This is a genomic window from Bacillus sp. 2CMS4F (genome assembly GCF_023161785.1).
In the GTDB taxonomy this organism is placed as follows: Bacteria; Bacillota; Bacilli; order Bacillales; family Bacillaceae; genus Bacillus; species Bacillus halotolerans.
In genome coordinates, this window is the sequence record NZ_JALNTO010000009.1 from 48228 (window position 1) to 73952 (window position 25725).

Here is a 25725-nt window from a genome sequence, read left to right on the forward strand (position 1 = left end):
CCGCTTGTATAATAAAGAGGGTGGGCGCATCAGGACCGGCTGACAACTGTGATTTTGCCGCTGTTTCCGTCTACCGTGACGAGGTCTCCATCTCGAAGCCTTTCTGTCGCTGCACGTGTGCCGAGAACAGCGGGAATGCCGTATTCCCGTGCGATTATCGCTGCGTGAGACAAGATTCCTCCTGTGTCTGTAATAATGGCTTTGGCATCTTGAAACAGGCTGGTCCATAGCGGTGTCGTCATTTTGCAAACCAGGATGTCTCCAGGCGCGAATCGAGAAAACTCACTGGCATCCCGAATCAATTTAACCGGCCCTGTTGCGATACCGCTTGATGCTGCAATTCCGAAAATATCATTCTCCGTGTTTTTTTCATCTTCTATGACAGCACCGACAATTTCTTCAGCCGCTTTCAGCTGCGCTTTTGTCGGTGTACCGAGATAAGCAGGCGCCTGTGCCAGCTCATACTCATGAAAAATTTGTCTCCGTTTTTCAGCCTTCTCTTGAAGGGATACGGGATGAAGGAGCGCGTTTTCCACCTCGTCATCATATAAGAACCAAAGGTCTTCTCGATCTCGGATCACACCGCTTTTTGCCAGCAATTCTCCTACCTTCAGCAAAAAGACCCTCGCCTTGGCATCCAGCATAGCATCAATGTAAAAATGATGATCATCCTTAATATTGGACGAATTCAGCGTCCATTGATAATAACGTTCAAATTCTTTCTGCAAAGCGGGATCCTCAATGCTTTGCAAGAATTCATTGTACAACTTCTCACGTTTTTCAATGGTCTTCTTAAATTCGTTGTCAAAATGATAGCCATTGCGGACGTAGTTTTGGATATGAGTCAATGCGTAATATGGATTCTCTGCCCAAGTCTGTTCAATCAGATCGTGGCTTTTTACAGATCGCCATCCGTATTCCTGTAAAAATTCATTGACTTTTGGCAGGAAACGTCTGCCCTCGTCGATTTGTTCTAATTTCTTCTGCAGCTGTTGCGGCTCGGTATGCTCAAAAATGGCTGTCAGACTCGGATTTTCTCGCACTTCAACGGAGAATTGCCATAGGCGTCGGTCTGTTTCCAGCGATTTGTTCATGACTCCTGTCAGCATTTCATAAAAATGTGAGTTTTCAGCTTCACCCTGAATGTTTTGATACATTGCTTGCAGTTTGTTCGTCAACAGAATTTGCGGGAAAACGATATTGAAGTGTTCCTCATAGGCCGTGAGATAAAAGGCCTTCAGTTTTTTAAAGGCATCCAGCGCACTTTCCGGAGTGTGTTCCGTTTGTGCGAGTTGGTCCAATGTCCGGTAAAACGGAAGGTACGTATTATGAATGATGTCGTACATGCGCTCGGCCAATATCGGAAAAAGCTCTTCGGCACTGTCCTCAGGAGGCTGTTGTTGTCCGCCTTGATTTTTTGAATAAATATGTCCCCGGTAAACTTTTACTTCATCGACGATGACACCGATCGGGAACTGCTGCATACTTTTCTTTAAGCCGTATTCAAGTGCGGGCACAATAAAAGATGAAAATAGCGGACTGACCGGGCCTTCGATGTTGGACTCCATATTGAGCCAAAAATCATCCATATCCTCGCCGGTAATCATGAAGTTCCGTTCTTCCTCAGCTGCTTTTTTATCCTGTTCAATGGTGGTAATTGGCCGTGCCTGCAGAAGGTACAGTTTATGATCGGCGATCCCGAATTCTAAATCAACAGGATATCCGTATAGGGCTTCGGTTTTTTTTGTGATTTCAGTCAGCTCAATTATCTGTTCATCTGTAAGGCAAAAACGGCTGCGCATGTCTTCGCTCGTTTCTTTTTCGGCAATGCCTTCTGCTGCGGACTCCATGTAGATCTCTTTTAAACCCATTTCTTTCTGAATCTCAAATGAAGCTTTATGAACGATATACGTGTCAGGAGTGACGCTTCCTGATACGACCGCTTCTCCCAGGCCGTAGCTGGCGCTGATTAATAACTCTCTATCATCATGGGTAACGGGATTTTGGCTGAAAATCACACCCGATATTTCTGAATTGATCAGGCCCTGCACCACAACACCCATTAACGGCTCTGCGATTTGATTGTTCATTTTCTTCTTATAGCGGCTGACCCTGCCTGAGAAAAAGGAGGCCCAGCATTCTTTCACCTTAGCCAGAAATTCCTCTTCTGTTTTTATATTTAAATAGGTTTCATATTGACCGGCGAATGAAGCGCCCTCTAAATCTTCTGAGGCTGATGAAGAGCGGACGGCCACGGAACGATATGATTCTCTCAGCTCGTAAAAGGAGCTCGTCAGCTCATTCTTTAGCTCATCTGAAAATGCTCCGGCAATAATGGCATTTTCGATATTTTCGCTTGAATCATGAAGCTGATTATCCTCCATAAAACGGGCGAGAGCGTTCGTTTGAATGATAAACCCATCTGGAACAGGAAGTCCGTGTTTGGTCAGTTTAATCAGATTCATGCCTTTTGCTCCAGCCAGCTGACTGGATTCTTCAGCTTGGCGAAATAACACAGAGTACATGTTTAAAACCCCACTTTCCTTAGTATTTTTCTCTCTATCTTTTATTTTTGGGAGCCAATGTTCAAAAAATGATAGTGAACACTATCACTCAATTGTAGGTTTAAAGGAAAATGCTGTCAAACGCAAAAAGCCCTAAATAAAATGAATATTTAAGTTAGTTAGATGATCATGAAAAATAAAACTGAAGCGGGTCTGTTTGCTTATTTTTTCGTATTCGCAAATCGTTTCACTGAGCTTTCAAATCACTGTTGGCCAAGCTTCCTTCATTAAACGAGACTTAATACCTATCTTCCTGTTGATTTGACAATCAGTACAGTTTCAGCTCTCATTCAGCCGCACTAAAATCAATTTCTCTTTATATTTGATACCGTCCCTTTTGCTTTTGAACCGAATACGTAAAATTATCATTGCTTGTTTAAGAGAAGAGTTTTGCGGCAGAAACCATGATTGAATTGAGCTGAAAAAGGGTATGGTGTAGAAAGAGGGAACCATTGCACGATTGTCCGATTCTTCATTTTTTACTATAATCAAATCAGATGAAGAATCCCTGAGGAGGGTTTTTGTGATTACAAAAGCCGTTTTTGCATTATTTTTCCCTTTTATGCTTGTCGTCCTATTTACGAGAGTGACCTTTAACCATTACGTGGCGATCGCTCTTACAGCTGCATTGCTGTTTGCTTCTTATTTAAAAGGCTATACAGAAACGTATTTTATTGTAGGATTAGATGTTGTCTCTCTTGTGGCCGGCGGACTTTACATGGCCAAAAAAGCTGCTGAGAAAAAAGAAGAATAAACCGGACATAATGAATATAAAGATGAATTCCTGCTTTTACGTTTTAAAAGCAGGTTTTTTATACATGAAAATAGCTGGAAATAAAAAACCACCGAACTTTAGTTCGTATTTTTGGTGATTTTGCTTTCCATTGTGTTACTATATCTATAGGAAGATTTCGTTAAAGAAACGGAGGCTTATTTGTGAAAGATCGCTTTGAGTTAGTCTCAAAATACCAGCCCCAGGGAGATCAGCCGAAAGCCATTGAAAAGCTTGTCAAAGGCATTCAGGAGGGCAAGAAGCATCAGACTCTGCTGGGTGCAACAGGAACGGGCAAAACATTTACGGTGTCCAATTTGATTAAAGAAGTCAATAAGCCGACACTCGTCATTGCCCATAACAAAACACTTGCCGGACAGCTTTACAGCGAGTTTAAGGAATTTTTTCCGAACAACGCTGTCGAGTATTTTGTCAGCTACTATGATTATTATCAGCCGGAGGCGTATGTGCCTCAAACGGATACATTTATAGAGAAAGATGCCAGCATTAATGATGAAATTGATAAACTCAGACACTCCGCTACATCGTCTCTGTTTGAACGGAGAGATGTGATTATCATTGCAAGTGTGTCTTGTATTTACGGTCTCGGTTCGCCTGAAGAATACCGTGAAATGGTTGTGTCATTGCGTCCTGAAATGGAAATTGAGCGCAACGAGCTGCTTAGAAAGCTTGTTGACATTCAATATGCCCGCAACGACATTGATTTTCAGCGCGGTACGTTTCGTGTGCGCGGAGATGTAGTGGAAATTTTCCCGGCATCCCGTGATGAACACTGTGTAAGAGTCGAGTTTTTCGGAGATGAAATTGAACGGATCAGGGAAGTGGATGCCCTGACCGGAGAAATTTTAGGCGATCGTGAACATATTGCGATTTTCCCGGCATCCCACTTCGTTACGCGGGCCGAAAAAATGGAAAAAGCGATTCAAAATATCGAGAAGGAGCTTGAGGAGCAGCTGAAGGTCATGCATGAAAACGGCAAGCTTCTGGAAGCGCAGCGCTTAGAGCAGCGGACGAGATATGATCTTGAAATGATGCGGGAAATGGGCTTCTGCTCCGGCATTGAGAACTACTCAAGACATTTGACGCTTCGCCCGCCGGGTTCAACGCCGTATACGCTTCTCGATTATTTTCCTGACGATTTTATGATTGTCGTGGACGAGTCGCACGTGACGATTCCTCAGGTGCGCGGCATGTTTAATGGAGACCAGGCGAGAAAGCAGGTGCTTGTGGATCACGGATTCCGTCTACCGTCAGCGCTTGATAACCGCCCGCTCCGTTTTGAAGAATTTGAAAAGCATATGCACAATATCGTCTATGTGTCAGCAACACCAGGACCATATGAGATTGAGCATACCGATGAAATGATAGAGCAGATCATCCGTCCGACAGGGCTTCTTGACCCGCTTATTGACGTGCGGCCGATTGAAGGCCAGATTGATGATTTAATCGGTGAAATTCACGCGAGAGTTGAACGGAATGAACGGGTGCTTGTAACGACTTTGACGAAGAAGATGTCAGAGGACCTAACCGATTATTTAAAAGAAATCGGCATCAAGGTTAATTATCTGCATTCAGAAATTAAGACGCTTGAACGGATCGAAATTATTCGTGATTTGCGTCTCGGCAAGCATGATGTGCTCATTGGCATCAACCTCCTGAGAGAGGGGCTTGATATTCCGGAAGTATCCTTGGTTGCGATTTTGGATGCGGATAAGGAAGGCTTCCTGCGTTCGGAGCGTTCGCTTATTCAGACGATCGGACGGGCGGCGAGGAACGCGGAAGGCCGTGTCATCATGTACGCCGATAAAATGACGAAGTCTATGGAAATTGCAATTAATGAAACGAAACGCCGGCGCGAGCAGCAGGAGCGGTTTAACGAAGAGCACGGCATTACGCCGCAAACGATTAATAAAGAAATTCGTGACGTGATTCGTGCGACTGTGGCTGCTGAGGACAAAGCGGAGTATAAAACAAAAGCTGCGCCGAAGCTGTCGAAAATGACGAAGAAAGAGCGTCAAAAAGTCGTCGAACAAATGGAGCACGAAATGAAGGAAGCCGCCAAGGCGCTTGATTTTGAAAGAGCCGCGGAGCTTCGCGATTTACTTTTAGAGTTAAAAGCGGAAGGATGATGAAAGAATGGCTATGGATCGGATTGAGGTGAAGGGAGCAAGGGCGCACAACCTGAAAAATATTGATGTGACCATTCCGAGAGATCAGCTTGTCGTTGTTACAGGACTGTCTGGGTCAGGGAAATCCTCCCTTGCCTTTGATACCATATATGCAGAAGGGCAGAGACGCTATGTTGAGTCGTTATCCGCCTATGCCCGCCAGTTTTTAGGGCAAATGGATAAGCCTGATGTCGATGCGATTGAAGGGCTTTCTCCTGCCATCAGCATTGACCAGAAAACAACGAGTCGAAACCCGAGATCTACTGTCGGTACGGTAACGGAAATTTATGATTATCTGCGTCTTTTGTATGCGAGAGTAGGAAAGCCGCATTGCCCGGAGCACGGAATCGAAATCACGTCACAGACCATTGAGCAGATGGTGGACAGGATTTTGGAATATCCGGAGCGGACGAAGCTTCAGGTGCTGGCGCCGATTGTGTCCGGCAGAAAAGGCGCTCATGTAAAGGTGCTGGAGCAGATCAGAAAACAAGGCTATGTCAGAGTCAGAATTGACGGCGAGATGGCCGAGCTTTCTGATGAGATCGAATTAGAAAAGAATAAGAAGCATTCAATCGAGGTTGTCATTGACCGGATTGTGGTAAAAGAAGGCGTAGCAGCCCGTCTGTCGGATTCATTGGAGACAGCGCTTCGATTAGGTGAAGGGCGTGTCATGATTGATGTGATCGGTGAGGAAGAGCTGATATTCAGTGAGCATCATGCCTGTCCGCATTGCGGATTTTCAATCGGTGAACTTGAGCCGCGGCTTTTTTCATTCAACAGCCCATTCGGAGCGTGTCCAACGTGTGACGGTCTCGGTATGAAGCTCGAAGTTGATGCAGATCTTGTCATTCCCAATCAAGATTTGTCATTGAAAGAGAATGCAATTACCCCTTGGACGCCGATCAGCTCACAATATTATCCGCAGCTTCTTGAAGCGGTCTGCACCCATTACGGTATTGATATGGATGTGCCGGTAAAGGATCTGCCGAAGCATCAGCTGGATAAAGTCCTTTATGGAAGCGGAGATGACCTGATTTATTTCCGTTACGAAAATGATTTCGGGCAAATACGCGAAGGTGAAATCCAATTTGAAGGCGTATTGCGCAACATTGAAAGACGCTATAAGGAGACAGGCTCGGATTTCATCCGTGAGCAGATGGAGCAATATATGTCCCAAAAGGCTTGCCCGACTTGTAAAGGGTATCGGTTAAAGAAAGAGGCGCTTGCGGTACTGGTCGATGGACGTCACATCGGAAAAATTACCGAGCTGTCTGTCGGAAATGCCCTTGATTTCTTCAAAGGCCTTACGCTTTCTGAAAAGGATATGAAGATTGCCGATCTGATTTTGCGGGAAATTGTGGAGCGTTTAAGCTTTCTGGATAAAGTCGGACTTGATTATCTGACACTGAGCCGGGCAGCGGGAACATTGTCCGGGGGAGAGGCGCAGCGGATCAGGCTGGCCACTCAAATCGGTTCGCGGTTATCCGGTGTGCTTTATATTTTAGATGAGCCATCAATTGGTCTGCACCAGCGTGATAACGACCGTTTAATCAGCGCGCTGAAAAACATGAGAGACCTGGGGAACACACTGATCGTCGTAGAACATGATGAGGATACGATGATGGCAGCCGATTACTTAATTGATATCGGACCGGGTGCGGGCATCCACGGAGGACAAGTTATTTCCGCGGGAACTCCGGAAGAAGTCATGGCAGATCAAGATTCGTTAACAGGCAGTTACTTATCAGGGAAGAAATTTATCCCGCTGCCTCCCGAAAGAAGAAAACCGGACGGCCGCTATATCGAGATTAAAGGCGCTTCAGAAAACAATCTGAAAAAGGCAAATGCCAAGTTTCCGCTAGGGACGTTTACAGCGGTTACGGGTGTATCAGGATCGGGGAAAAGTACCCTCGTCAATGAAATACTTCACAAGGCATTAGCGCAAAAGCTTCATAAAGCAAAAGCGAAGCCAGGCAGCCATAAAGAAATCAAAGGCCTCGAACATTTAGACAAAGTCATTGATATTGATCAGGCGCCGATCGGAAGAACGCCGCGGTCAAATCCTGCGACATATACCGGTGTTTTTGATGATATTCGCGATGTGTTCGCACAGACAAATGAAGCGAAAGTCCGCGGCTATAAAAAAGGCCGTTTCAGTTTTAACGTGAAGGGCGGCCGATGTGAAGCCTGCCGCGGTGACGGGATTATAAAAATTGAAATGCACTTTCTTCCTGACGTATACGTGCCATGTGAAGTGTGCCACGGCAAACGCTACAACCGGGAAACGCTTGAAGTGACGTACAAAGGAAAAAGTATTTCTGATGTGCTTGATATGACGGTCGAAGATGCTCTTTCTTTCTTTGAAAATATCCCGAAAATTAAGCGCAAGCTTCAAACCCTGCACGATGTTGGTCTAGGTTATATTACGCTCGGCCAGCCGGCGACTACTTTGTCGGGCGGTGAAGCGCAGCGGGTAAAACTTGCATCTGAACTGCACAAACGCTCAACCGGGCGCACGCTGTACATTTTAGATGAACCGACAACAGGTCTGCACGTCGACGATATCGCCAGACTTCTTGTCGTGCTTCAGCGGTTGGTTGATAATGGGGATACAGTGCTTGTCATTGAGCATAATCTTGATATCATCAAGACGGCTGATTATATTGTTGATCTGGGGCCCGAAGGCGGAGCCGGAGGCGGCACCATTGTCGCATCGGGAACACCGGAGGAAATCACTGAAGTCGAAGAGTCGTATACAGGGCGTTATTTGAAGCCTGTTATGGAGCGTGACAAAAAACGCATGAAGTCACTCTTGGAAGCGAAAGAAACTGCAACATCTTAAAACCCTCTTTTCAGAGGGTTTTCACTTTTCTTTGCAGTATTTATTAAAACGTCTTCTTATACAGCTGCCGGCTCACATTCATTAAATCTTGAACAATATGAGTGCTGCTGCTGTCCAGGAGAACTTTTATATATTGAATGTCATGAGAGATGGGAAGAGGCCCGTGAATCTGTTCAAGCTCGGCTAACATTTCACGGTTCATTCTTTTTTGTTCATGAATCAGTTTTAAAACGGATTCTTGTGTTACTGTATAGTCACTGGGATCTTTCTCCATTGCTTGTCCAGCCTCCTTGATTGCCGTAAGCTTTTTACATATTGTAATCGGTACGGATGAAAGATTCTACTTCTAAAACTTTTTAAAATCCAATTTCCGTAAATGGAAGCATGTCTAAAGGATGATTTTGAAACCTCTGGAGGTTTTATACGTATATCTATCTGAGTAAAACGTCCTGACTTATAATCACGGATGATTAACGATGGGAGTTGAATAAATTGAACCGTAATCAAGCCATAATTGCATCACTTTGTTATTTCAGCGTCTTTATCGCGCCGGTCATTGTGCCGATTGTCGCTTATTTTGTTGTTGATGAGAAAGAGACAAAACGTCACGCGATACGTTCTCTGCTTTCTCACATTGTTCCTTTTGCCGGCTGGCTGGTCTTATTTATCGCTTTTCTTGGCGGGGCTATTGCCATAGATGGGGACAGTGTGATGCCTGTATTTGTGATGATTGGCGGCGCAATCGTATATTTCTTAATTGTGATCGGCATTATGATTTGGAACGTCATTCAGGGCATTAAGGTGCTGCGTGCAGCATAAGTAGATCATAGGGAGGAGATCGAATGAAGCAGGAAAAGGAACGAATCCTCAAGCTTGTGGAGGAAGGAAAACTGACGGCACAGGAAGCACTGACGCTGATTGAAAAGCTCGACAGCGACTATAAGGAAAAAGAAGAAAAAATCACGGCTCTGTCAGTTAACGTTCATGAAGAGGATGAGCCATTCACAGCGGCCAAAAAAGATGGCAACAAGCCGTCATTAGGGGCGAAGCTGTTCGATTGGATTGACTCTGCTGTGAAAAAGGTTAAAGAAGTTGATCTTGATTTAAACTTCGGGCACTCGTTTGACGTACAGCATATTTTTCAATTTAAGGATACTGATTTTTCCAGTGTAGAGCTCCAGATCGCAAACGGCAGCGTAAATATTGTTCCGTGGGAAGACGAGGATATCAGAGCGGAATGCCAGGCGAAGGTATATCGCACTGACAGCCAAGAAGCAGCAAGGGACGCTTTTCTTCAGCATATTGAATGTGAAATCAAAGGAAACAAGTTTTTTATCCGTACAGAAAAGAAAACGATGAAAACCAATGTCACATTGTATATTCCTCAGAAGGAGTATGATAAGATTCGGGTGAAGCTGTTTAACGGACCGATCAGAGGGGAACATTTACATGTAAAAGAGTTCTCGGCGAAAACGACTAATGGCGTGCTGTCGTTCTCGAATTTGACGGCTGAAAAAGCTTCGGCAGAAACGGCGAACGGCCAAATTAAGCTAGCCAATCACAATTGCGGCACAATAGAAGCGGAAACCATTAACGGGCTGATTGATCTGCGCGGAAAAAGCGAATCCATTGATGTTCAAAGCTTTAACGGAAATATCGCGATTACTGTAACAGAATCAGACTGCCGCTCGATTTACACAAAAACGACGACTGGAAATGTGGAGCTGTCGATTCCGGATGATCTTGCGGTGAAGGCTGAGCTGAAAAGCAATCTCGGCTCGCTGTCCCACGAATTAATAGATGTTGACATGCTGAAAGAAAAAAATGATACCATTCAAAAAGAAATGATGTTCACTTCTAATCAAGCACATGATCAAAACATCGCCGTTTTCTCCGAATCATTAACTGGCGCCATCAAATTAAAGTATACACAGAGGTGATCGAATGAATAGATTATATCGTTCAGAAAAAAACAGGAAAATGGCCGGCGTCATCGGCGGCCTGGCGGAGTATTTCAACTGGGATGCGTCACTCCTCAGAGTGATAACCGTCATTTTAGCCGTTATGACAAGCGTTATTCCTGTTCTGCTCATATATATCATTTGGATTTTTATTGTTCCGTCAGAAAGGGATATGAAGTAACATGGTCAAATGGGCAGTCAGCATTTTAGTAAATGCTTTATTATTAATCGTCATTGACGGTTACATTGATTCCATTCATATCAGCAGCATCGGGGCAGCGATTATTGCCAGCCTCATTTTATCAATCTTAAACGTGCTGATTAAACCGCTCTTGATTATCTTTACGCTGCCTGTCACAGTTGTGACGCTGGGTCTCTTTTTGTTTGTGATTAATGCCATCACCTTGATGATGACAGCGTCCATTATGGGTGACAGTTTTCAAATTGACGGCTTCGGATCAGCCATCTTGGCATCTGTTGTCCTGTCGGTGTTCCATTTGCTGATTCAAAAAGGCATTTTAGAACCGCTTCGAAAAAAATAAAAGCTGCCATGCAAATGGCAGCTTTTTTACATAAGATGTTTTTCTTGTTTGATGTCATGTTTCGCCTGATGCATATACGGCAGAAGGCAAAAGCTCAATATGGCAAATGCGATACCCAAAAGGCCAAATGACATGACAGACGGCATCCGTGTCAACAGATAAGCTGATATCATCGGGCCGGCCGCCATACCTGTATATCTGACAAAGTTAAAGATTCCGATCGCGCTCCCCCTGTTATGTTCAAACTCATTGGTGATCATCGTGGAATACAGGGGAGGAATAACCCCCATCGAGACACCGAACAGCGCCAATGTGAGAGCCATGAGAATGATCGAGACGGAATGGGTAAAAGCAAATGAAATGATGCTGACCGCTGCAATTGCATTGCTGTAGACAAACAATGTACTTAGAGGAACTTTTGCCTGTATGTTTTTAAACAGAAAGGTACCAGCGATTGTGCTTAACGCCAGAGGCAAATATAACAGTGCCGCTATTTGTACATCCATATGATAATGTTCCGTCAGCAATATCGGAAGATAGACAATAACCGCAAAATAAATGAAAAAGAGAAAAAAGCTTAAGGTCAGAATGACATTTCCAGCTCTGTTTGTGAAAATGGATTTATAATGAGTAAGCAAACTGCCTGATTTTGCATCTTGCTTTGGTGCGCTAGGAGAATCCTTAGGGAAGAAAATGCTGTTTGTTGCTAATAAAATACCAGAGATCACCGTCAGCATCCAAAAGATCCCTTCGTGTCCGAAAGCCCCGCCGAGAAATCCCCCGAGGACAGGAGCAATAGCCGGGGCGGCCGAAAGCAGCATTTGATACGTACCCATGGCATTTCCGCGATCACTGCCTGTAAATAGCTGGCCGATTGTGGTGGCTGCAATGAGAGGGAGTGCTGCGGAACCGGCTGCCTGTATGATTCTGAAAATAAGAAACAAAGTAAAATCAGTGGTGACGGCACATCCGAAACTGGCTGCCGCCGTTGCCAGTATTCCAGCAAGCAAGACATAACGCGCGCCTTTAAAATCGATGATGGCGCCCAAAATAATTTGCATAATGGCTGTCACAATCATAAAAACTGAAACTGACAGGTTCACGAGGGTTACAGAGACATGGAATGATTCTTTAATAATCGGGATGATGGGTGAATATATATTTTGGCTTAAAGAAGCAAAAAATGCGCTGAAACAAACAATATACAAGGTCAGCATTGCTTTTGATTTCGTTTGAGCCATAAAGAACACACCGCCTTTTTTACTTTACAGGTTTCTCTGAAGTATCATTTGTTTGCTCAGCTTCAAGTCTGGAGGTAAGCTGTTCTAAAAATTTCAATACAGCATTCTGTTCATCTTGCGAGAATGAATCAAGGAATTGGTAAAATGCCAACTCCTTTTTTTTGTGCAGTTTTTCATGCAAATCAAAAATCTGTCTGCCTTTACGGGTTAATTTGAAATAGACTTCTTTTTTGTTATCAGACAGCTGATAGCTATTGATAAATTCCTCTTTGATCAGTTTTGTGCTGATTTTCGTTACGTTCGCTTTGGATAAGTTCATTTTTTTGGCAATTCCCGTATTATTAATCGGTTCATGTTGGCCAATACAGTCAATGACATGGATGCTAGTCATGTTTTTGGGAACATCAATCACATCTTCTTCTGCGGCCTCCTTAAAGAACTGCTGAAGTGAAGTATTCGCTTTTTGTTCATTAAGATGCAGAAGCCGAACGTATATGTCGTATATCATCTGTTTTGTCAGACCGGACATAGGCTACCTTCTTTCTTTGAATGAATGGTTTACCAGGAAATAATAAAAATTGTTTACTAGTGAACAATTTTTATTTTATCTGTACTTGTTTTTGTTGTCAATTGCTGGTGCTTAAGGAAGCTGAAAAATGACAAGTAAATATAGTGTGGAAACCGTGGCATTTACACTTATTTTCAATTTTTTAGGACTGATGATATTGACACATGGCAGAATAAGGGATGGAATGACCGATGTTTACTGATAAACATTAATTATGATAATCGTCTATGAAACGAAAAAAGGTTATTACTGAAAATGATCCGTTGAAGCTTTAAGTGCTGTCTATCAATAATCCATCTCATTTTAAGAGGTAAATGAGATGGAAGCTGTACTGTGCTTATCTCTTTTTAATGCGAACTCTTGTATCGCTTGAAATCATTCATTATGAATGCTGTTATTCATCAATCTGCCTCTCTGATTTTATCGTTAACCGGTTTAACTTCAAGAGTCCGATGTCTTTTTGTTCTTTTTGCACAAAAATTAATTCATAAGCTTCCCTGTTCAGACGCAAAATACGTAAAAGGGAGGTGTCGTGATGAGAAAATACACAGTCATAGCTTCTTTATTATTGTCTTTTCTGTTTGTTCAGTCTGGCGGCCATCATGAAGCGAAGGCCTTGCCCGTTATAAAGCAGGAACCGTTCCAAACGCCTCATTACATACCCTTGCTTGAAAACCCTCCTCAAATTGAAGTGAAGGCTGAAATGAAGGGCAACCTGATCATTCAGGCGCATGTGCGTGACAGTGAGTATCAATCGTTTTCTGCCTTTTTGTTTTATAAACAAAGCAATGAACTGGGCTATAAAATGGTGCCGATGGACCCAACCCCTGGAGCCATCCGCCAGTTTTTGGCGCAAATTCCGAAGAGGTCAATCTGGAATAGCGAGCTCGAGTATTACATTGTGTTCTCGAATGGAAAGCAGCGGGTGGAGTCAGAAACGAAGACACTGAAGCTGGATGGATTTCAGGCTGATCTCGCCCATATCCCGGAGCTGCTGATCACCGAGCTTGCGGTTGATACAAAAAATACCGGGCGTACAGACGGTTATGAATTTATTGAGGTATATAATACAACCGACAGAACAATTGATTTTAAAGACTATCACATCCGCTATCGCTATCCGAAGGAAGGGCCGGACTCCGACCTGATTTGGAGACCTGATCAGCGGGTCGTCATTCCTTCAGGCGAAACCTGTGTATTTTGGCTCAAGCCTGCCGGACATCCTGAATTGACATCGGATGATTTTAACCGGCACTATCAGACACATTTGAGAGAAGGGGAAAATCTGTTGATACTGGAAGGAACAGAGGGCATGGCGAATACCCGGCCACGTGCGGTTGCGATATCGACGAATACAGGGAAGGATATTTCAGTTGCGCACTACCGAAAGCATGCGATGCGCCGCCTGTCGTCTGTGCTTTATAAATATCCTCTCGATGGAACAGCGGAACTGCTCAGCATTTCAATAGCGGAAAAAAATCCGTCGCCAGGCTCGGTTTTACAGGCGCAGGTTCCAGAGCAAAAACGAAAAATGATGCTTGATAAAGAAAAGCCGGTTATAGAAGATTTAACAGACCGCAAGCCTGTCCGCCCGGCTGAAAGCATTGAACTGCGGGCTGACATACGTGACCGCAGTTTAGTGAAAACGGCAGCCTTTTATTATCGGACAGATGAAAACAAACCGTTCAAACGCATTTTCGCTGAAAAAGACCGCAACGATCATTTGTACCATTATATTGTCTACTCACCTGAGCTGATCGGGAAGGATCAGCTTGAGTATTACGTCGTAGCCGGTGACGGGATCAATGAAGCGAAGACGCCTGTCAAAATGATTGATATTAAGCAAACAAGCAAGTCGCACGGTTTGCGGATGAATATAGAAAACAGAGATACACTTTCGGGGACACAGTTTCTCAAAGCGACTACGGATGGGCGGACTGACAGCATTAAGCTGTGGATTGACGGAAAAAAACAACTGACAGAGCCCGCCATGGAAAAAGAAGTATATTTTGCGTTCGATACCCGAAAAACGAACCTTTACTTTAAAAATGCTGTAACGATGGACGGCAAGGTGCTAAAAGTCTTCGATGATACGACAAATAAATACCGTACCTATTCTGTCCCTTTGCCGGAGACGCTGCTTCAAAAAGGGAAGCAGCTGCAGCGTATCACGATACGATCGGGTTCAAAGGTATCTCCGTTTGATACGGCTGAAAACCGTGATGACTTTTTAGTCAAAAATGCCCGATTGGTATTATCGGATGGAACAGTGATCAGGGATGAGCGTATTTCTCCCGAGAAGGAGCTTTTTATTGGGGATAATCAGCGCTCAAATAAAAGCTGGCCGTTTCAATTTCATTTGCCTGACGGACTGTTTACGTCACAGCTGCTGAAGTGGGATACAAAGAAGCTGACTGAAGGAGCCCATCATATTGCAGTAAGCGACGGGAATGAAAACCTGAGTTTTGTAGTGCGGATTGATAATTCAGGGCCGCACATCGAACCGAATGTGACGGACGGACAGACGTATAAAGGAAGCCTGGTTCTGCAGGCAGATATGTTTGATAAATGGAGCAAAATAGAGGAAACAGAGGCATTTTTAGATGGTGACAGCATTACGCTCCCGTATCATACGTCAACTTCTGAGCTGTCTCCGGGCAAACACACGCTGAAAGTCTCAGCAACAGATTTGGCTGGCAATAAAACGGTTATTGAGCGGACATTTAAGACAGAGCGGGAGCATCCGGACCAGCCGGAAATCGTAAATAGCGATGCCGATACGCACAAAGCCAAGCTTTCGGTGCGGGTGAAAGATCCGACGAATGACGCGATGGATGTGTCTTTTTACAGAGGCTTTCAATATACGGCGCAAAACAGAAATAATGTGAAAATTTTCAAGCATGCGTCACTGACTGAACCTCCGAAGAGCTTTGTCCCGGAAAGTGAGACGCCGTTTACTAATGAAGAAATGAATCGGGTGTCAGGAGCTGACGGAAAAACAGTATCAACTGAAGAAAAGGAACTTTTTCCTTATCACCGTTTTGAAGTGACGGTTGACCCCTCTGTTGATGAGAATGATTTAGCTGAAGCCGTTTGGAGAGGAAGCTCTCTGCCGGGGAGAAAAGTGACAATGTACGCTTGGAATTACCGAACAAGCCAGTGGCAGCCGATTGACAGCTTCGTTGCCAAAGATGACAAACAGTTCACGCTAAAGGCGTCTGTCATCGCTTCCGATTATGTGCGGAAATCTAAGATGAATATTATTGTTCAGGACGAAATTCCTCCTGCGAAGGATATGTATACCTTTGTCTGGATGTCAGACACGCAGTATTATACAAAAAGCTATCCGCATATTTTTGATAAGCAGACTGCATGGATCAAAAATACCCAAAGGAAGCTGAATACGAAATACGTGTTTCATACAGGGGATATTGTAGATGATTCCGCGGATATCAGACAGTGGAGAAACGCTGATCAATCAATGCGTGTCCTGGACAACAGCGGAATTCCTTACGGCGTGCTGGCCGGAAACCACGATGTCGGTCATAAGGACGGCTCCTACAGGGCATTTGGCAAATACTTTGGCAGCCACCGTTTCGATAAGAGACTGTATTATGGCGAATCGTACAAAAATAACCGCGGGCATTATGACCTCATATCAAGCAGCGGCAATGATTATATCATGCTGTACATGGGCTGGGGCATCACGGACGAAGACATCGCATGGATGAATCAAGTGCTGAAGAAGCACCCTGACAGGACAGCTGTCTTAGCTTTTCATGAATATTTACTCGTAAGCGGAAACAGAAGCCCGATCGGCGAGAAAATTTTCAAGAAAGTTGTCAAGCCGAACCCGAATGTCGTGATGGTGTTAAGCGGACATTATCACAGCGCGATGAGAAAAACAGACGAGCTGGATGATGACGGAGACGGAAAACCGGATCGTCTCGTACATCAAATGCTTGCTGATTATCAGGGCGGGCCTGAGGGCGGCCAGGGGTATTTGCGTTTGATGCAGTTTGACCAGGCAAACAATGTGGTGCATGTATCCACATACTCTCCGTATTTGGATGATAAAAACTTTTATGATACAGATAGTTACGGCAACAAGGATGAGTTTACGCTTGAGCTTGATCTGAAGCCAAGAATGAAAAGAGTAGAAACCGATTATTTTGAATGCAATGTCTATACAAACGAACAGCTCGGAAAACGCGAGAAAGTGAAAAGCGGGGAAACCGCCGAATTCCTTTGGGAGAATCTAGAGCCGAATTCTGTTTATTATTGGTACACCATTGTGGAAGACAGCTTTAACGGAAAAACGAAATCACCGATCTGGAAGTTCAAGACGAAAAAAGAAACCTATCGTCCAGCGCCAGACCAGTTTGATTTTCGCCGTGTCTCCAATCCTTAAAAAGGGGTTGGAGATTTTTTTATGACAGCCGATCCATGTAATGAACAAAAGTATAACGGTCGCCCCTGTATACAGATTTTACATGCTCAAAAGCAGTTCCGTTCTGCAAATACGTTGTTCGTTTAATCAACAGGACTGGCGCCCCCTCTTGGATGCCGAGCATGCTTGCTTCATCCTGTGTTGCGGCGCTCGGTTCAAGCTCTTGTTTGGCGCGGGAAATCGGCGTGCTGTTGTACCTTTCGATATGCTCGTAAATCGACGACTTGAAATGAGACGGATTTAATTCACCTGCCAGCTCAAATGGGATGTGTGAGGCTTCGATCGCCATAGGAATATCATTCGCTAGCCGAACCCGTGTGATTTTGTGGATGCGGGACGGATGCCCGCATCCTAGTATGGCGGCCAGCTCCTCAGTCGAATCGATAAGCTGATAATCGATGAGCCTGCTGCTCGGCCTCATGCCGCGGCTTTTCATATCTTCGGTAAAGCTTGTAAGCCCTTGGAGCGCTTGCTCCATTTTTAGCTTGCTGACAAAGGTGCCCCGGCCTTTCTGGCGATAGAGAAAACCTTCATTGACCAAATTAGAAAGCGCTTGGCGCACTGTCATCCGGCTGATCCCGAATTGCTCGGCATATTCCCGCTCGGAAGGAAGCAGCATATCCGGCTTCAGCTCTCCGCTCTTTATTTGGGCTTTTAATTGCTCCATAATCTGATAATAAATCGGGATAGGAGATTGTTTATCGATATTCATAGCGAAAATCCTTTCAATGCCTGAATCCCGCGGCTTCTTGATCAATCAAAACCGAAACGTTAGGATGCAGGTGCAAAGCAGACGCAGGGAATTCCTCGCTGACTTGTCCGTCCAGCAGCCTTTTGGCAGCTTCGGCTTTGCTTGTGCCGGAGATAAGCAGAAGAATCTGCTTGCTTGAGAGAATCGTTTGAATCCCCATTGTAACGGCTTTTTTGGGCACACTGTCAATGGAGGAAAAATATCTGGCATTGGCCTGACGGGTTTGTTCATTTAATGCCACGACATGTGTGCGGGACTGGAATGATGTACCTGGTTCATTAAAGCCGATATGCCCGTTCCGGCCGATGCCGAGAAGCTGAATGTCCGCTCCGCCAAGTGATTCAATCAATTGTTCGTAGCGTTTGCACTCGGCTTCCAGGTCACCTGCGTTTCCATCAGGAATAAAATGCCGGCTCGGTTGACTGTCGATATGCTGAAAGAAACGGTCATTCATATAGCGGTGATAGCTGTTTGGGTCATCACCGGAAAGCCCGGCGTATTCATCTAAATTAATCGTGGTGATGTTTTGAAAAGAAAGATTCTCTGTTTGGTGCAGGCGGATCAGCTCGCGGTACGTGCCTTCCGGTGTCCCGCCTGTCGCTAAACCGAGAACGGCATCAGGCTTTTCCCTGACTGTTTCAGCCACAATGCCGGCAGCTTTTTGGCTTAATGCCTCATACGATTGACATTCGATTACTTTCATATATGATCAGCCTCCTTGGATTTAAATGCAATGTTTCCGCGGCAAACGGTGAGAAGCACCTCACATTCACTGCTGACAATTACAAGATCCGCATCTTTTCCCTCTGTTATACTGCCTTTTCGGTCAAAGATGCCAAGCTGTTTGGCCGCGTTTGCTGAAGTTATATTTGCTATATCCGTCCAAGAGCAATTCGTAAACGCGCGCATATGCCGGGCGCCTTCATTCATTTTTAAAATCGAACCGGCAAGCGTCCCGTCCGGAAGAAGAGCTGTTTTCCCCTTTACTGTCACACTTTGTCCGCCGAACTCGTAGACTCCGTCTTTCAGTCCTTTCGCCCGCATCGAATCGGTGATCAAGATAAGCTTGCTGCTGCCTTTTGCTAAAAAAGCAAGCTTTGCCGCTAACGGATGGGAGTGGATACCGTCAGCAATAAGCTCTGTGACATAACCCTCATGGGCGAGGGCTGTTCCGATCACTCCGGGTTCACGATGATGAAACGGACTCATCGCATTGTATAAGTGAGTCATATGGCTGGCGCCTGCTTCAAAGGCTTCCAAAAGTAATGCGGAGTCTGCGTCCGTGTGTCCCATTGACGCGATAATCGACTCATCCTTTAAATAACGGATCAGCTCAAATTGCTGATCCTCCTCCGGCGCAAGCGTGACGATTTTGATCAGTCCGCCTGCCTCCTGCTGCCACTTCTTGAAAAGTGCAAGATCTGAGGGCCTGATCCATTCCTTTGGCTGCGCTCCGGCCCTTTTAGGCGAAACAAAGGGACCCTCCAAATGAATTCCGATCAATTCCGCACCTAAGGAAGAGGATTTCTCCGCAGACATCCAATCTCTCGCATTTACCAGAGCTTGAGAAATTTGGCCGTGCTCCTGTGTGATGGTTGTCGCTAAAAAACTCGTTGTGCCTTCCTCAGGCAGTCTTGAGGACATGGCATCGAGCGCGGAAAAGCTCGCATCCATTGTATCTGCGCCATAGCCGCCGTGAATATGAATATCAATCATCCCCGGAAGCAATACGGCATCCTTTGGGCCTTGAATTTCCTTTGAGTATTGCTCTTTTGGCCGTTCTGTTGAGACAGCGCTGATTTTTCCGTCCTTGACCCCAACATAGCCGTTTTTGATCACTTCATTTTCTATCACGATACTGATTCCGCTGAGAAGAAGACTATCTGCCATAAATGATCCGCCTTTCTGGAATATATGAATACGTTTATTTTACTCCTTTTCAGACTAGTGATCTAGACCAGCTGACACGTTTGCCAGTCTTTTATAAAATCTGTTTTAGGTTCAAGCCCGAAAGTGATAAAATGAAATTATTGTTGAGCAAGCTCGGGTTATCCCGGAACAGGAGGAACATATCGTGGCAAAGGTTCGGACAAAAGATGTAATGGAACAGTTTCATTTGGAATTGATCAGCGGAGAAGAAGGAATTAACCGCCCGATTACGATGAGTGATTTATCAAGACCAGGCATTGAAATTGCCGGATATTTTACATATTACCCCAGGGAGCGCGTACAGCTTCTGGGGAAAACAGAGCTCTCTTTCTTTGAACAGCTGCCGGAAGAGGATAAAAAGCAGCGAATGGACTCTCTATGCACGGATGTAACACCAGCTATTATTCTGTCTAGAGATATGCCTATCCCGCAGGAGCTCATTGACGCTTCCGAGAAAAATGGCGTGCCTGTCCTCAGATCACCTTTGAAAACGACAAGACTGTCAAGCCGATTGACCAACTTCCTAGAAAGCAGACTTGCGCCAACCACAGCCATTCACGGTGTGCTTGTCGACATATATGGCGTAGGGGTGCTGATCACAGGGAAAAGCGGCGTCGGAAAAAGTGAAACCGCGTTGGAGCTTGTGAAAAGAGGCCACCGCCTTGTTGCTGATGATTGTGTTGAAATTCGGCAGGAGGATCAGGATACCCTTGTCGGAAACGCCCCTGAGCTCATTGAGCATCTGCTTGAAATTAGAGGGCTCGGCATTATTAACGTCATGACGCTGTTTGGTGCCGGTGCGGTCCGAAGCAATAAACGAATTACAATTGTGATGAATCTTGAACTCTGGGAGCAGGGCAAGCAATACGACCGTCTTGGACTCGAAGAAGAGACAATGAAAATCATTGATACAGAAATTACAAAACTCACGATTCCTGTCCGTCCGGGACGAAATCTCGCGGTCATTATTGAAGTGGCTGCTATGAACTTCAGATTGAAGCGGATGGGCTTAAACGCCGCTGAGCAATTTACCAACAAGCTGGCGGATGTCATTGAAGACGGTGAACAAGACGAATAGGAGTTGGCAATAAATGAATGAAGCGATAGAACCACTCAATCCGATAGCGTTTCAGCTGGGGCCGTTAGCCGTCCATTGGTACGGAATCATTATCGGCCTCGGTGCTTTGCTGGGGCTTTGGATTGCCATGAGAGAAAGTGAGAAACGAGGACTGCAGAAAGATATTTTTATCGATCTCGTCCTTTTTGCGATCCCAATTGCGATTATTTGCGCACGGATTTATTACGTTGCATTTGAATGGGATTATTATGCCGAACATCCGGGGGAAATCATAAAAATCTGGAAGGGCGGCATCGCGATTCACGGCGGCTTAATCGGTGCCATTTTGACAGGCTATGTCTTTTCGAGAGTGAAAAACATTTCTTTCTGGAAGCTTGCGGATATCGCGGCGCCAAGCATTTTGCTCGGTCAGGCGATCGGCCGCTGGGGAAACTTTGTCAATCAAGAGGCACACGGGGAGGCGGTCAGCAGAGCCTTTTTAGAAAACCTGCACCTGCCTGAGTTTATCATCAATCAAATGTACATCAACGGCCAATATTATCATCCTACTTTTTTATATGAATCACTATGGAGCTTTGTCGGCGTTATGATGTTGCTGCTTTTGCGCAGAGCGAATTTGCGGAGAGGCGAGCTGTTTTTAACCTATATCATTTGGTATTCAATCGGAAGGCTCTTTATTGAAGGAATGCGGACTGACAGCTTAATGCTGACGAGTTCGCTTCGCATCGCTCAGGTGATCTCAATCGTATTGATTGTTTTGGCTGTAGCAGCCATCATCTTCAGACGCGTCAAGGGGTACTCGGCGAAGCGTTACGCAGAGTAGACGGTAACAAAGGGGGATGAGGGATGAAGAAGATTTTTCTGGCCGGTATTGCGGCAGGTCTTCAAACAACATGGACACTCGGCAAAGTCATTTTTCCGGTAACGCTGGTGGTCACTTTGCTTCAGCATACGCCTGTCATGGATTGGCTGGTACGGCTGATTACACCGGTGATGGGCCTGTTCGGGCTTTCCGGTGAAGCGGCGATCCCGCTTGTTCTTGGGAATATGCTGAATCTGTACGCGGGGATTGCCGGGATATTGACACTGGATTTATCCGTGAAGGAAGTTTTTATCTTAGCGGTGATGCTTTCATTCTGTCATAACTTGATTATCGAATCGACAGTCGCAGCAAAGGTCGGGATCAGGATTGGCATCATATTGGCAGTGCGCATTGGTTTGGCAGCTGTTTCTGCAATCGTCATCAATCTCATCTGGCATGGCGGGCAGGAAACGGCGCAGTACGGTTTTATCGCTGCAAAGGGTGATGCGCCTGACGGCTGGCTGTCGATGCTGGCCGAGGCTTTCATGAAAGCCGGTCTTGGCGTTTTGCAGCTGGCGGCAATTGTGATCCCGCTGATGATCATCATTCAATTTATGCGAGACTTAGGCTGGCTGCACACGTTTTCGAAGTGGCTGTCTCCGTTTACGCAGATGCTCGGCATGAATAAAAATACCTCGATGACAATGGTGGCCGGCTTGACAATCGGTCTGGCCTATGGAGCGGGTGTCATGATTAAAGCAGTCGAAGATGACGGCGTTGGCAGGCGCGACATGACACTGGCCTTTATTTTTCTCGTTGCCTGCCATGCCGTCGTTGAAGATACACTTGTCTTTATTCCGCTTGGCATTCCAGTTTGGCCGCTATTGCTGATCCGGGTCACTACGGCTGTGCTGCTGACAATGGCTATATCGTATACGTGGAAAAAATGGAAACCCTCAGCGGTTGGAAAGGAAGCAGTATGACTGATAAACAAGTTACGACAATTCTGTTTGATTTAGACGGGACCCTTATTAATACGAATGAATTAATTATCGCGTCATTTTTGCATACGCTGGAGCATTATTACCCGAGCCGCTATAAACGTGAAGATGTGCTTGCGTTTATCGGCCCGTCTCTTTTTGAAACGTTTTCTTCAATGGATGCTGAGAAAACTGAAGATATGATCAGCATGTACAGAACATACAATCACCAGATGCATGACACACTTGTCACCGAATATGAAACGGTTTATGAAACGCTGGATGAACTAAAAAAAGCAGGCTTTACATTAGGAATTGTGACAACAAAATTAAGAGATACTGTCAATATGGGCCTTAAGCTGACGGGCATCGGCGAATTTTTCGAAACCGTTGTTACACTTGATGACGTCACGATGGCAAAGCCTGATCCCGAGCCTGTTCTGCTGGCGCTGAAACAGCTGGGAAGCGAGCCTGCGGAAGCCATCATGGTCGGCGACAACTATCATGATATTCTGGCGGGGAAAAACGCCGGCACAAAAACAGCCGGGGTCGCTTGGACGATTAAAGGCCCGGAAGCGCTGGCGAAACATGAGCCTGACTATATGCTTGAGAAAATGAGTGATCTATTACAAATCGTTGGAGTGAAGTAATCTGTGAGAAAAACAGACCGGCATCCGGTATCAGGTGCTAACTCACTGTGGCATGTCTATCAAACGGTGCCTTTTTTGAAGGTAGTGAAGAATTTCATGATCATTCAAATCGCGAGATACACACCGTTTATAGGGATGAAAAACTGGCTGTACCGTACATTTTTGCGGATGAAGGTCGGAAAGCAGACATCCTTTGCCCTCATGGTGATGCCCGATATTATGTTTCCGGAAAAGATCTCAGTCGGAACGAATTCAATCATCGGATACAATACGACCATTTTGGCCCATGAGTATTTAATTCAGGAGTATCGAACCGGTAAAGTCCTGATCGGAGACGAAGTGATGATCGGGGCCAACACGACCATTCTGCCAGGCGTAGAAATAGGGAATGGCGCAGTCGTGTCCGCCGGAACGCTTGTCCATAAGGATGTGCCAGCCGGAGCATTTGTCGGCGGAAATCCGATGAAAATCATATACACAAGGGAAGAAATGCAGGAAAGAATAAAAAGCCCGCTGAATAAATAGCGCGGGCTTTTTCTGTATATTAAAATTGGGTATTGTTTTTTTCCGTTACGTGCTGGACGCCGATCCATTTCTTGCCGACGTTGGAGTATCTTGTGTTCGTCATGGTGACAGTGCTCGTTTTACTGTCCGTACGGAAAATCGCTTCATTCATGTTTGTGATGGTGCATCTGTCGATAATGACATCGGTATGGAAGGTCGACCCGCCCAGCTGTCTAATAAACTTTCCGCCGTTATCCGCAGTGAAGTTTTTCACTGTAAACGTGCTGGCTTTATTGATTTGAAAGATTTTATCAGAAGCTTTTTGAGCAGAACCGCCGTCAATGGTTACTTTTCCTTCCTTCTTCACAGTTAACGCGTCCTCACCGACATCTTCCCACGTCACATTCTGAATGTTAACGTTTCCATAAGTGTGCACGCCATCAGCAGCAGGAGCTCCGAGCACTACATTTTTCAGAGTTGCTCCGTCTTCCACATGAAAAACAGGCTTTTGGTTTTCGGATTGGCTTCCGTCACCCAATTCTTTTCCCGCTACAAACCGCTGTCCCTTCCCGTCATATGTTGTGTTTTTTGGCACGATAATTGTTTCATGAACCACTTTGTCAGCTGCAAAAGCAGTTGATGTCTGAAACTGGCTGAAGCCCATAATCAAACTGAACATAAATAGGATAGACACGATTTTTTTCAATGATAAAATCCTCCCCGGATATCTTTAGTTTTGTAAGAGAAGCGTCAGCATCTTGCACCGGCTTCTCTCACATAGATCGGGGCAAGGCTGAATCTGTTTTAATCATAAAAATAGCCAGCCTGAAAGTAAAGACAAATTTGGATGGAAAATGGAAAATGCATCATTGTTACCTGATTTAAACATCAAGCATGAATATTGGCGTATTTGCTCAGGAGAGAGCATAAGAAAAGCTAGTGAAAGCGGGCAGCTTTACTTTTGAACGACGATGGCTTGGCTGCCCATTTGTACCCACGCTTTTTCGAAGCTGGTCCGGTCTGTTTTTCTGTTTTTATAGCCATAAGGGTCATTCACATACACGTAATTTTCATCATAACCCGTGACGGCGACACTGTGTTCGCTGTACGTGATATCGATCGTTCCGTTTGGCGTTTTCCATGTCTGCATGTTGTCAACCGGCGTAAAGTTGGCTGTCGTGATCACCCAAACCGGGTTGCCTTTCTCAAGTTGCTCATAAACAGCAGAGATGCTTTTTCCTGTCAGATCAGAAACGCTGTCCCCCGCATAGGTTTTAGCGAGCTGATAGATCGGGCCGTGATAGACACCTAGCCCCGGGCCGTTCGCCATATCACCGACAAATCCGTCATTCGGATCACCTTTTAATCCACTGCTGTATGTCAAAGGCACTGTTGCGATCTGGTTTGCCAATGTATTCTTTGTCACGTTGTATCCCGCATAGTTCAGCACCATTGCAAGGCTCGTCACCTCACAGCCATTATAGAGCTTTGGGGCATCCATCTGATTGAAAAGCGTGACGTCCATCGGCTCAGCGCTTCCTTTCAGTTTCTTCTCTTTGTTTGCTGCTTTAGATTCATTCTTCGTTGCACCTAAATCAATTTTGAAAAACGAAATATCTATATCTTTTGCATATATTTTGATGCCGAAGAAAATGACAGCAGAAAGTATGGTCAGTACACATAACGTTCGCAGTGTTTTCATCTTTAACTCCTTGTTCTCTATTTGATTTGTATTATAGCATGCCAAACATCAAGAATTTGAGATATGACCTACCTTTCATCATTTATTCATGACTTTTTCATATTTAGGAGGAGGATTTCTGAACGAAAAAGATTCGTGCGAAAGTTAAGCATTGATTTCCATTCTTTCATCTGCTAACATATTATCATATTAGCGAACTA

22 protein-coding genes are annotated in these 25725 nt (G+C 45.1%); 13 read left to right on the forward strand and 9 right to left on the reverse strand.

What is annotated here, in order from left to right:
* Window positions 1-29: 29 nt before the first annotated feature.
* A complete protein-coding gene (locus MTN95_RS13665; RefSeq protein WP_248338554.1) occupies window positions 30-2525 on the reverse strand; it encodes a PEP/pyruvate-binding domain-containing protein in 2496 nt (831 codons plus the stop codon).
* A 562-nt stretch (window positions 2526-3087) separates the two neighbouring features.
* Here MTN95_RS13665 and MTN95_RS13670 point away from each other — a divergent pair.
* From MTN95_RS13670 to uvrA, 3 genes are all read left to right on the forward strand, one after another.
* Window positions 3088-3318 carry a CsbA family protein gene (locus MTN95_RS13670; RefSeq protein WP_003228053.1) on the forward strand — a complete coding sequence of 77 codons (231 nt, stop codon included), beginning with the start codon at window positions 3088-3090 and terminating at the stop codon, window positions 3316-3318.
* Between the two features lie 182 nt (window positions 3319-3500).
* Window positions 3501-5486 carry an excinuclease ABC subunit UvrB gene (gene uvrB, locus MTN95_RS13675; RefSeq protein WP_010332039.1) on the forward strand — a complete coding sequence of 662 codons (1986 nt, stop codon included), beginning with the start codon at window positions 3501-3503 and terminating at the stop codon, window positions 5484-5486.
* 7 nt (window positions 5487-5493) lie between these two features.
* Entirely contained in the window at window positions 5494-8367 is a 2874-nt protein-coding gene (gene uvrA / locus MTN95_RS13680) for an excinuclease ABC subunit UvrA (RefSeq protein WP_248338556.1), read from the forward strand.
* Window positions 8368-8410: 43 nt separating this feature from the next.
* On the opposite strand, the gene MTN95_RS13685 is transcribed toward uvrA, so the two are convergent.
* Window positions 8411-8641, reverse strand: coding sequence for a hypothetical protein (locus tag MTN95_RS13685; protein ID WP_024123000.1), 231 nt, complete (start codon window positions 8639-8641; stop codon window positions 8411-8413).
* Between the two features lie 218 nt (window positions 8642-8859).
* On the opposite strand from MTN95_RS13685, the gene MTN95_RS13690 reads away from it, so the two are divergent.
* Genes MTN95_RS13690 through MTN95_RS13705 form a run of 4 tightly spaced genes read left to right on the forward strand, consistent with a single transcriptional unit; the run spans window position 8860 to window position 10870 of the window.
* Complete coding sequence (locus MTN95_RS13690; protein ID WP_105990905.1) at window positions 8860-9186, forward strand: hypothetical protein; 327 nt, start codon at window positions 8860-8862, stop codon at window positions 9184-9186.
* 23 nt (window positions 9187-9209) lie between these two features.
* Window positions 9210-10307 carry a DUF4097 family beta strand repeat-containing protein gene (locus MTN95_RS13695; protein WP_248338558.1) on the forward strand — a complete coding sequence of 366 codons (1098 nt, stop codon included), beginning with the start codon at window positions 9210-9212 and terminating at the stop codon, window positions 10305-10307.
* Window positions 10308-10311: 4 nt separating this feature from the next.
* Window positions 10312-10509 (forward strand): PspC domain-containing protein, encoded by a 198-nt coding sequence (locus MTN95_RS13700; protein WP_024122997.1) that lies wholly within the window; start codon window positions 10312-10314, stop codon window positions 10507-10509.
* 1 nt (window position 10510) lies between these two features.
* Entirely contained in the window at window positions 10511-10870 is a 360-nt protein-coding gene (locus MTN95_RS13705; protein ID WP_010332033.1) for a phage holin family protein, read from the forward strand.
* A gap of 26 nt (window positions 10871-10896) precedes the next feature.
* On the opposite strand, the gene MTN95_RS13710 is transcribed toward MTN95_RS13705, so the two are convergent.
* Both MTN95_RS13710 and MTN95_RS13715 read right to left on the reverse strand, forming a co-directional pair.
* The gene (locus MTN95_RS13710; protein ID WP_248338560.1) at window positions 10897-12111 is read right to left on the reverse strand and encodes an MFS transporter; all 1215 of its coding nucleotides are present in this window, start codon (window positions 12109-12111) and stop codon (window positions 10897-10899) included.
* A 19-nt stretch (window positions 12112-12130) separates the two neighbouring features.
* On the reverse strand, window positions 12131-12640 hold the full coding sequence (locus MTN95_RS13715) for a MarR family transcriptional regulator (protein ID WP_248338562.1): 510 nt from the start codon (window positions 12638-12640) through the stop codon (window positions 12131-12133).
* Between the two features lie 574 nt (window positions 12641-13214).
* On the opposite strand from MTN95_RS13715, the gene MTN95_RS13720 reads away from it, so the two are divergent.
* Window positions 13215-17090 (forward strand): lamin tail domain-containing metallophosphoesterase family protein, encoded by a 3876-nt coding sequence (locus MTN95_RS13720; protein ID WP_248338564.1) that lies wholly within the window; start codon window positions 13215-13217, stop codon window positions 17088-17090.
* 19 nt (window positions 17091-17109) lie between these two features.
* Here the strand turns inward: MTN95_RS13720 and MTN95_RS13725 are convergent, their stop codons facing one another.
* Genes MTN95_RS13725 through nagA form a run of 3 tightly spaced genes read right to left on the reverse strand, consistent with a single transcriptional unit; the run spans window position 17110 to window position 19770 of the window.
* A complete protein-coding gene (locus MTN95_RS13725) occupies window positions 17110-17841 on the reverse strand; it encodes a GntR family transcriptional regulator (RefSeq protein ID WP_105953998.1) in 732 nt (243 codons plus the stop codon).
* Between the two features lie 13 nt (window positions 17842-17854).
* A complete protein-coding gene (gene nagB / locus MTN95_RS13730; RefSeq protein WP_105953997.1) occupies window positions 17855-18583 on the reverse strand; it encodes a glucosamine-6-phosphate deaminase in 729 nt (242 codons plus the stop codon).
* On the reverse strand, window positions 18580-19770 hold the full coding sequence (gene nagA, locus MTN95_RS13735; RefSeq protein WP_248338566.1) for an N-acetylglucosamine-6-phosphate deacetylase: 1191 nt from the start codon (window positions 19768-19770) through the stop codon (window positions 18580-18582). The genes nagB and nagA overlap by 4 nt, the downstream gene beginning before the upstream one ends.
* A 184-nt stretch (window positions 19771-19954) precedes the next feature.
* Between nagA and hprK the strand changes: the two genes are divergently transcribed.
* Genes hprK through MTN95_RS13760 form a run of 5 tightly spaced genes read left to right on the forward strand, consistent with a single transcriptional unit; the run spans window position 19955 to window position 23844 of the window.
* Window positions 19955-20887, forward strand: coding sequence for an HPr(Ser) kinase/phosphatase (hprK, locus tag MTN95_RS13740; protein ID WP_010332023.1), 933 nt, complete (start codon window positions 19955-19957; stop codon window positions 20885-20887).
* 13 nt (window positions 20888-20900) lie between these two features.
* The gene (gene lgt, locus MTN95_RS13745) at window positions 20901-21710 is read left to right on the forward strand and encodes a prolipoprotein diacylglyceryl transferase (protein WP_105953995.1); all 810 of its coding nucleotides are present in this window, start codon (window positions 20901-20903) and stop codon (window positions 21708-21710) included.
* Window positions 21711-21733: 23 nt separating this feature from the next.
* Window positions 21734-22672 (forward strand): nucleoside recognition domain-containing protein, encoded by a 939-nt coding sequence (locus MTN95_RS13750; RefSeq protein WP_105953994.1) that lies wholly within the window; start codon window positions 21734-21736, stop codon window positions 22670-22672.
* The gene (gene ppaX / locus MTN95_RS13755; RefSeq protein ID WP_024122986.1) at window positions 22669-23319 is read left to right on the forward strand and encodes a pyrophosphatase PpaX; all 651 of its coding nucleotides are present in this window, start codon (window positions 22669-22671) and stop codon (window positions 23317-23319) included. The genes MTN95_RS13750 and ppaX overlap by 4 nt, the downstream gene beginning before the upstream one ends.
* 3 nt (window positions 23320-23322) lie before the next feature.
* Entirely contained in the window at window positions 23323-23844 is a 522-nt protein-coding gene (locus MTN95_RS13760; RefSeq protein ID WP_069486864.1) for an acyltransferase, read from the forward strand.
* A 19-nt stretch (window positions 23845-23863) separates the two neighbouring features.
* On the opposite strand, the gene MTN95_RS13765 is transcribed toward MTN95_RS13760, so the two are convergent.
* A complete protein-coding gene (locus MTN95_RS13765) occupies window positions 23864-24529 on the reverse strand; it encodes a pectate lyase (RefSeq protein WP_248338568.1) in 666 nt (221 codons plus the stop codon).
* A gap of 249 nt (window positions 24530-24778) precedes the next feature.
* Window positions 24779-25525 (reverse strand): C39 family peptidase, encoded by a 747-nt coding sequence (locus MTN95_RS13770; protein WP_248338570.1) that lies wholly within the window; start codon window positions 25523-25525, stop codon window positions 24779-24781.
* Window positions 25526-25725: the final 200 nt, after the last annotated feature.

What these genes read in the sequence shown, in the direction of transcription:
- MTN95_RS13685 (WP_024123000.1), bottom strand. Translation starts at nt 8,641, where the DNA reads ATGGAGAAAGATCCCAGTGACTATACAGTAACACAAGAATCCGTTTTA.
- MTN95_RS13715 (WP_248338562.1), bottom strand. Translation starts at nt 12,640, where the DNA reads ATGTCCGGTCTGACAAAACAGATGATATACGACATATACGTTCGGCTT.
- MTN95_RS13695 (WP_248338558.1), top strand. Translation starts at nt 9,210, where the DNA reads ATGAAGCAGGAAAAGGAACGAATCCTCAAGCTTGTGGAGGAAGGAAAA.
- nagB (WP_105953997.1), bottom strand. Translation starts at nt 18,583, where the DNA reads ATGAAAGTAATCGAATGTCAATCGTATGAGGCATTAAGCCAAAAAGCT.
- MTN95_RS13770 (WP_248338570.1), bottom strand. Translation starts at nt 25,525, where the DNA reads ATGAAAACACTGCGAACGTTATGTGTACTGACCATACTTTCTGCTGTC.
- MTN95_RS13710 (WP_248338560.1), bottom strand. Translation starts at nt 12,111, where the DNA reads ATGGCTCAAACGAAATCAAAAGCAATGCTGACCTTGTATATTGTTTGT.
- uvrA (WP_248338556.1), top strand. Translation starts at nt 5,494, where the DNA reads ATGGCTATGGATCGGATTGAGGTGAAGGGAGCAAGGGCGCACAACCTG.
- ppaX (WP_024122986.1), top strand. Translation starts at nt 22,669, where the DNA reads ATGACTGATAAACAAGTTACGACAATTCTGTTTGATTTAGACGGGACC.
- lgt (WP_105953995.1), top strand. Translation starts at nt 20,901, where the DNA reads ATGAATGAAGCGATAGAACCACTCAATCCGATAGCGTTTCAGCTGGGG.
- MTN95_RS13725 (WP_105953998.1), bottom strand. Translation starts at nt 17,841, where the DNA reads ATGAATATCGATAAACAATCTCCTATCCCGATTTATTATCAGATTATG.
- MTN95_RS13700 (WP_024122997.1), top strand. Translation starts at nt 10,312, where the DNA reads ATGAATAGATTATATCGTTCAGAAAAAAACAGGAAAATGGCCGGCGTC.
- MTN95_RS13750 (WP_105953994.1), top strand. Translation starts at nt 21,734, where the DNA reads ATGAAGAAGATTTTTCTGGCCGGTATTGCGGCAGGTCTTCAAACAACA.
- MTN95_RS13720 (WP_248338564.1), top strand. Translation starts at nt 13,215, where the DNA reads ATGAGAAAATACACAGTCATAGCTTCTTTATTATTGTCTTTTCTGTTT.
- MTN95_RS13665 (WP_248338554.1), bottom strand. Translation starts at nt 2,525, where the DNA reads ATGTACTCTGTGTTATTTCGCCAAGCTGAAGAATCCAGTCAGCTGGCT.
- MTN95_RS13705 (WP_010332033.1), top strand. Translation starts at nt 10,511, where the DNA reads ATGGTCAAATGGGCAGTCAGCATTTTAGTAAATGCTTTATTATTAATC.
- nagA (WP_248338566.1), bottom strand. Translation starts at nt 19,770, where the DNA reads ATGGCAGATAGTCTTCTTCTCAGCGGAATCAGTATCGTGATAGAAAAT.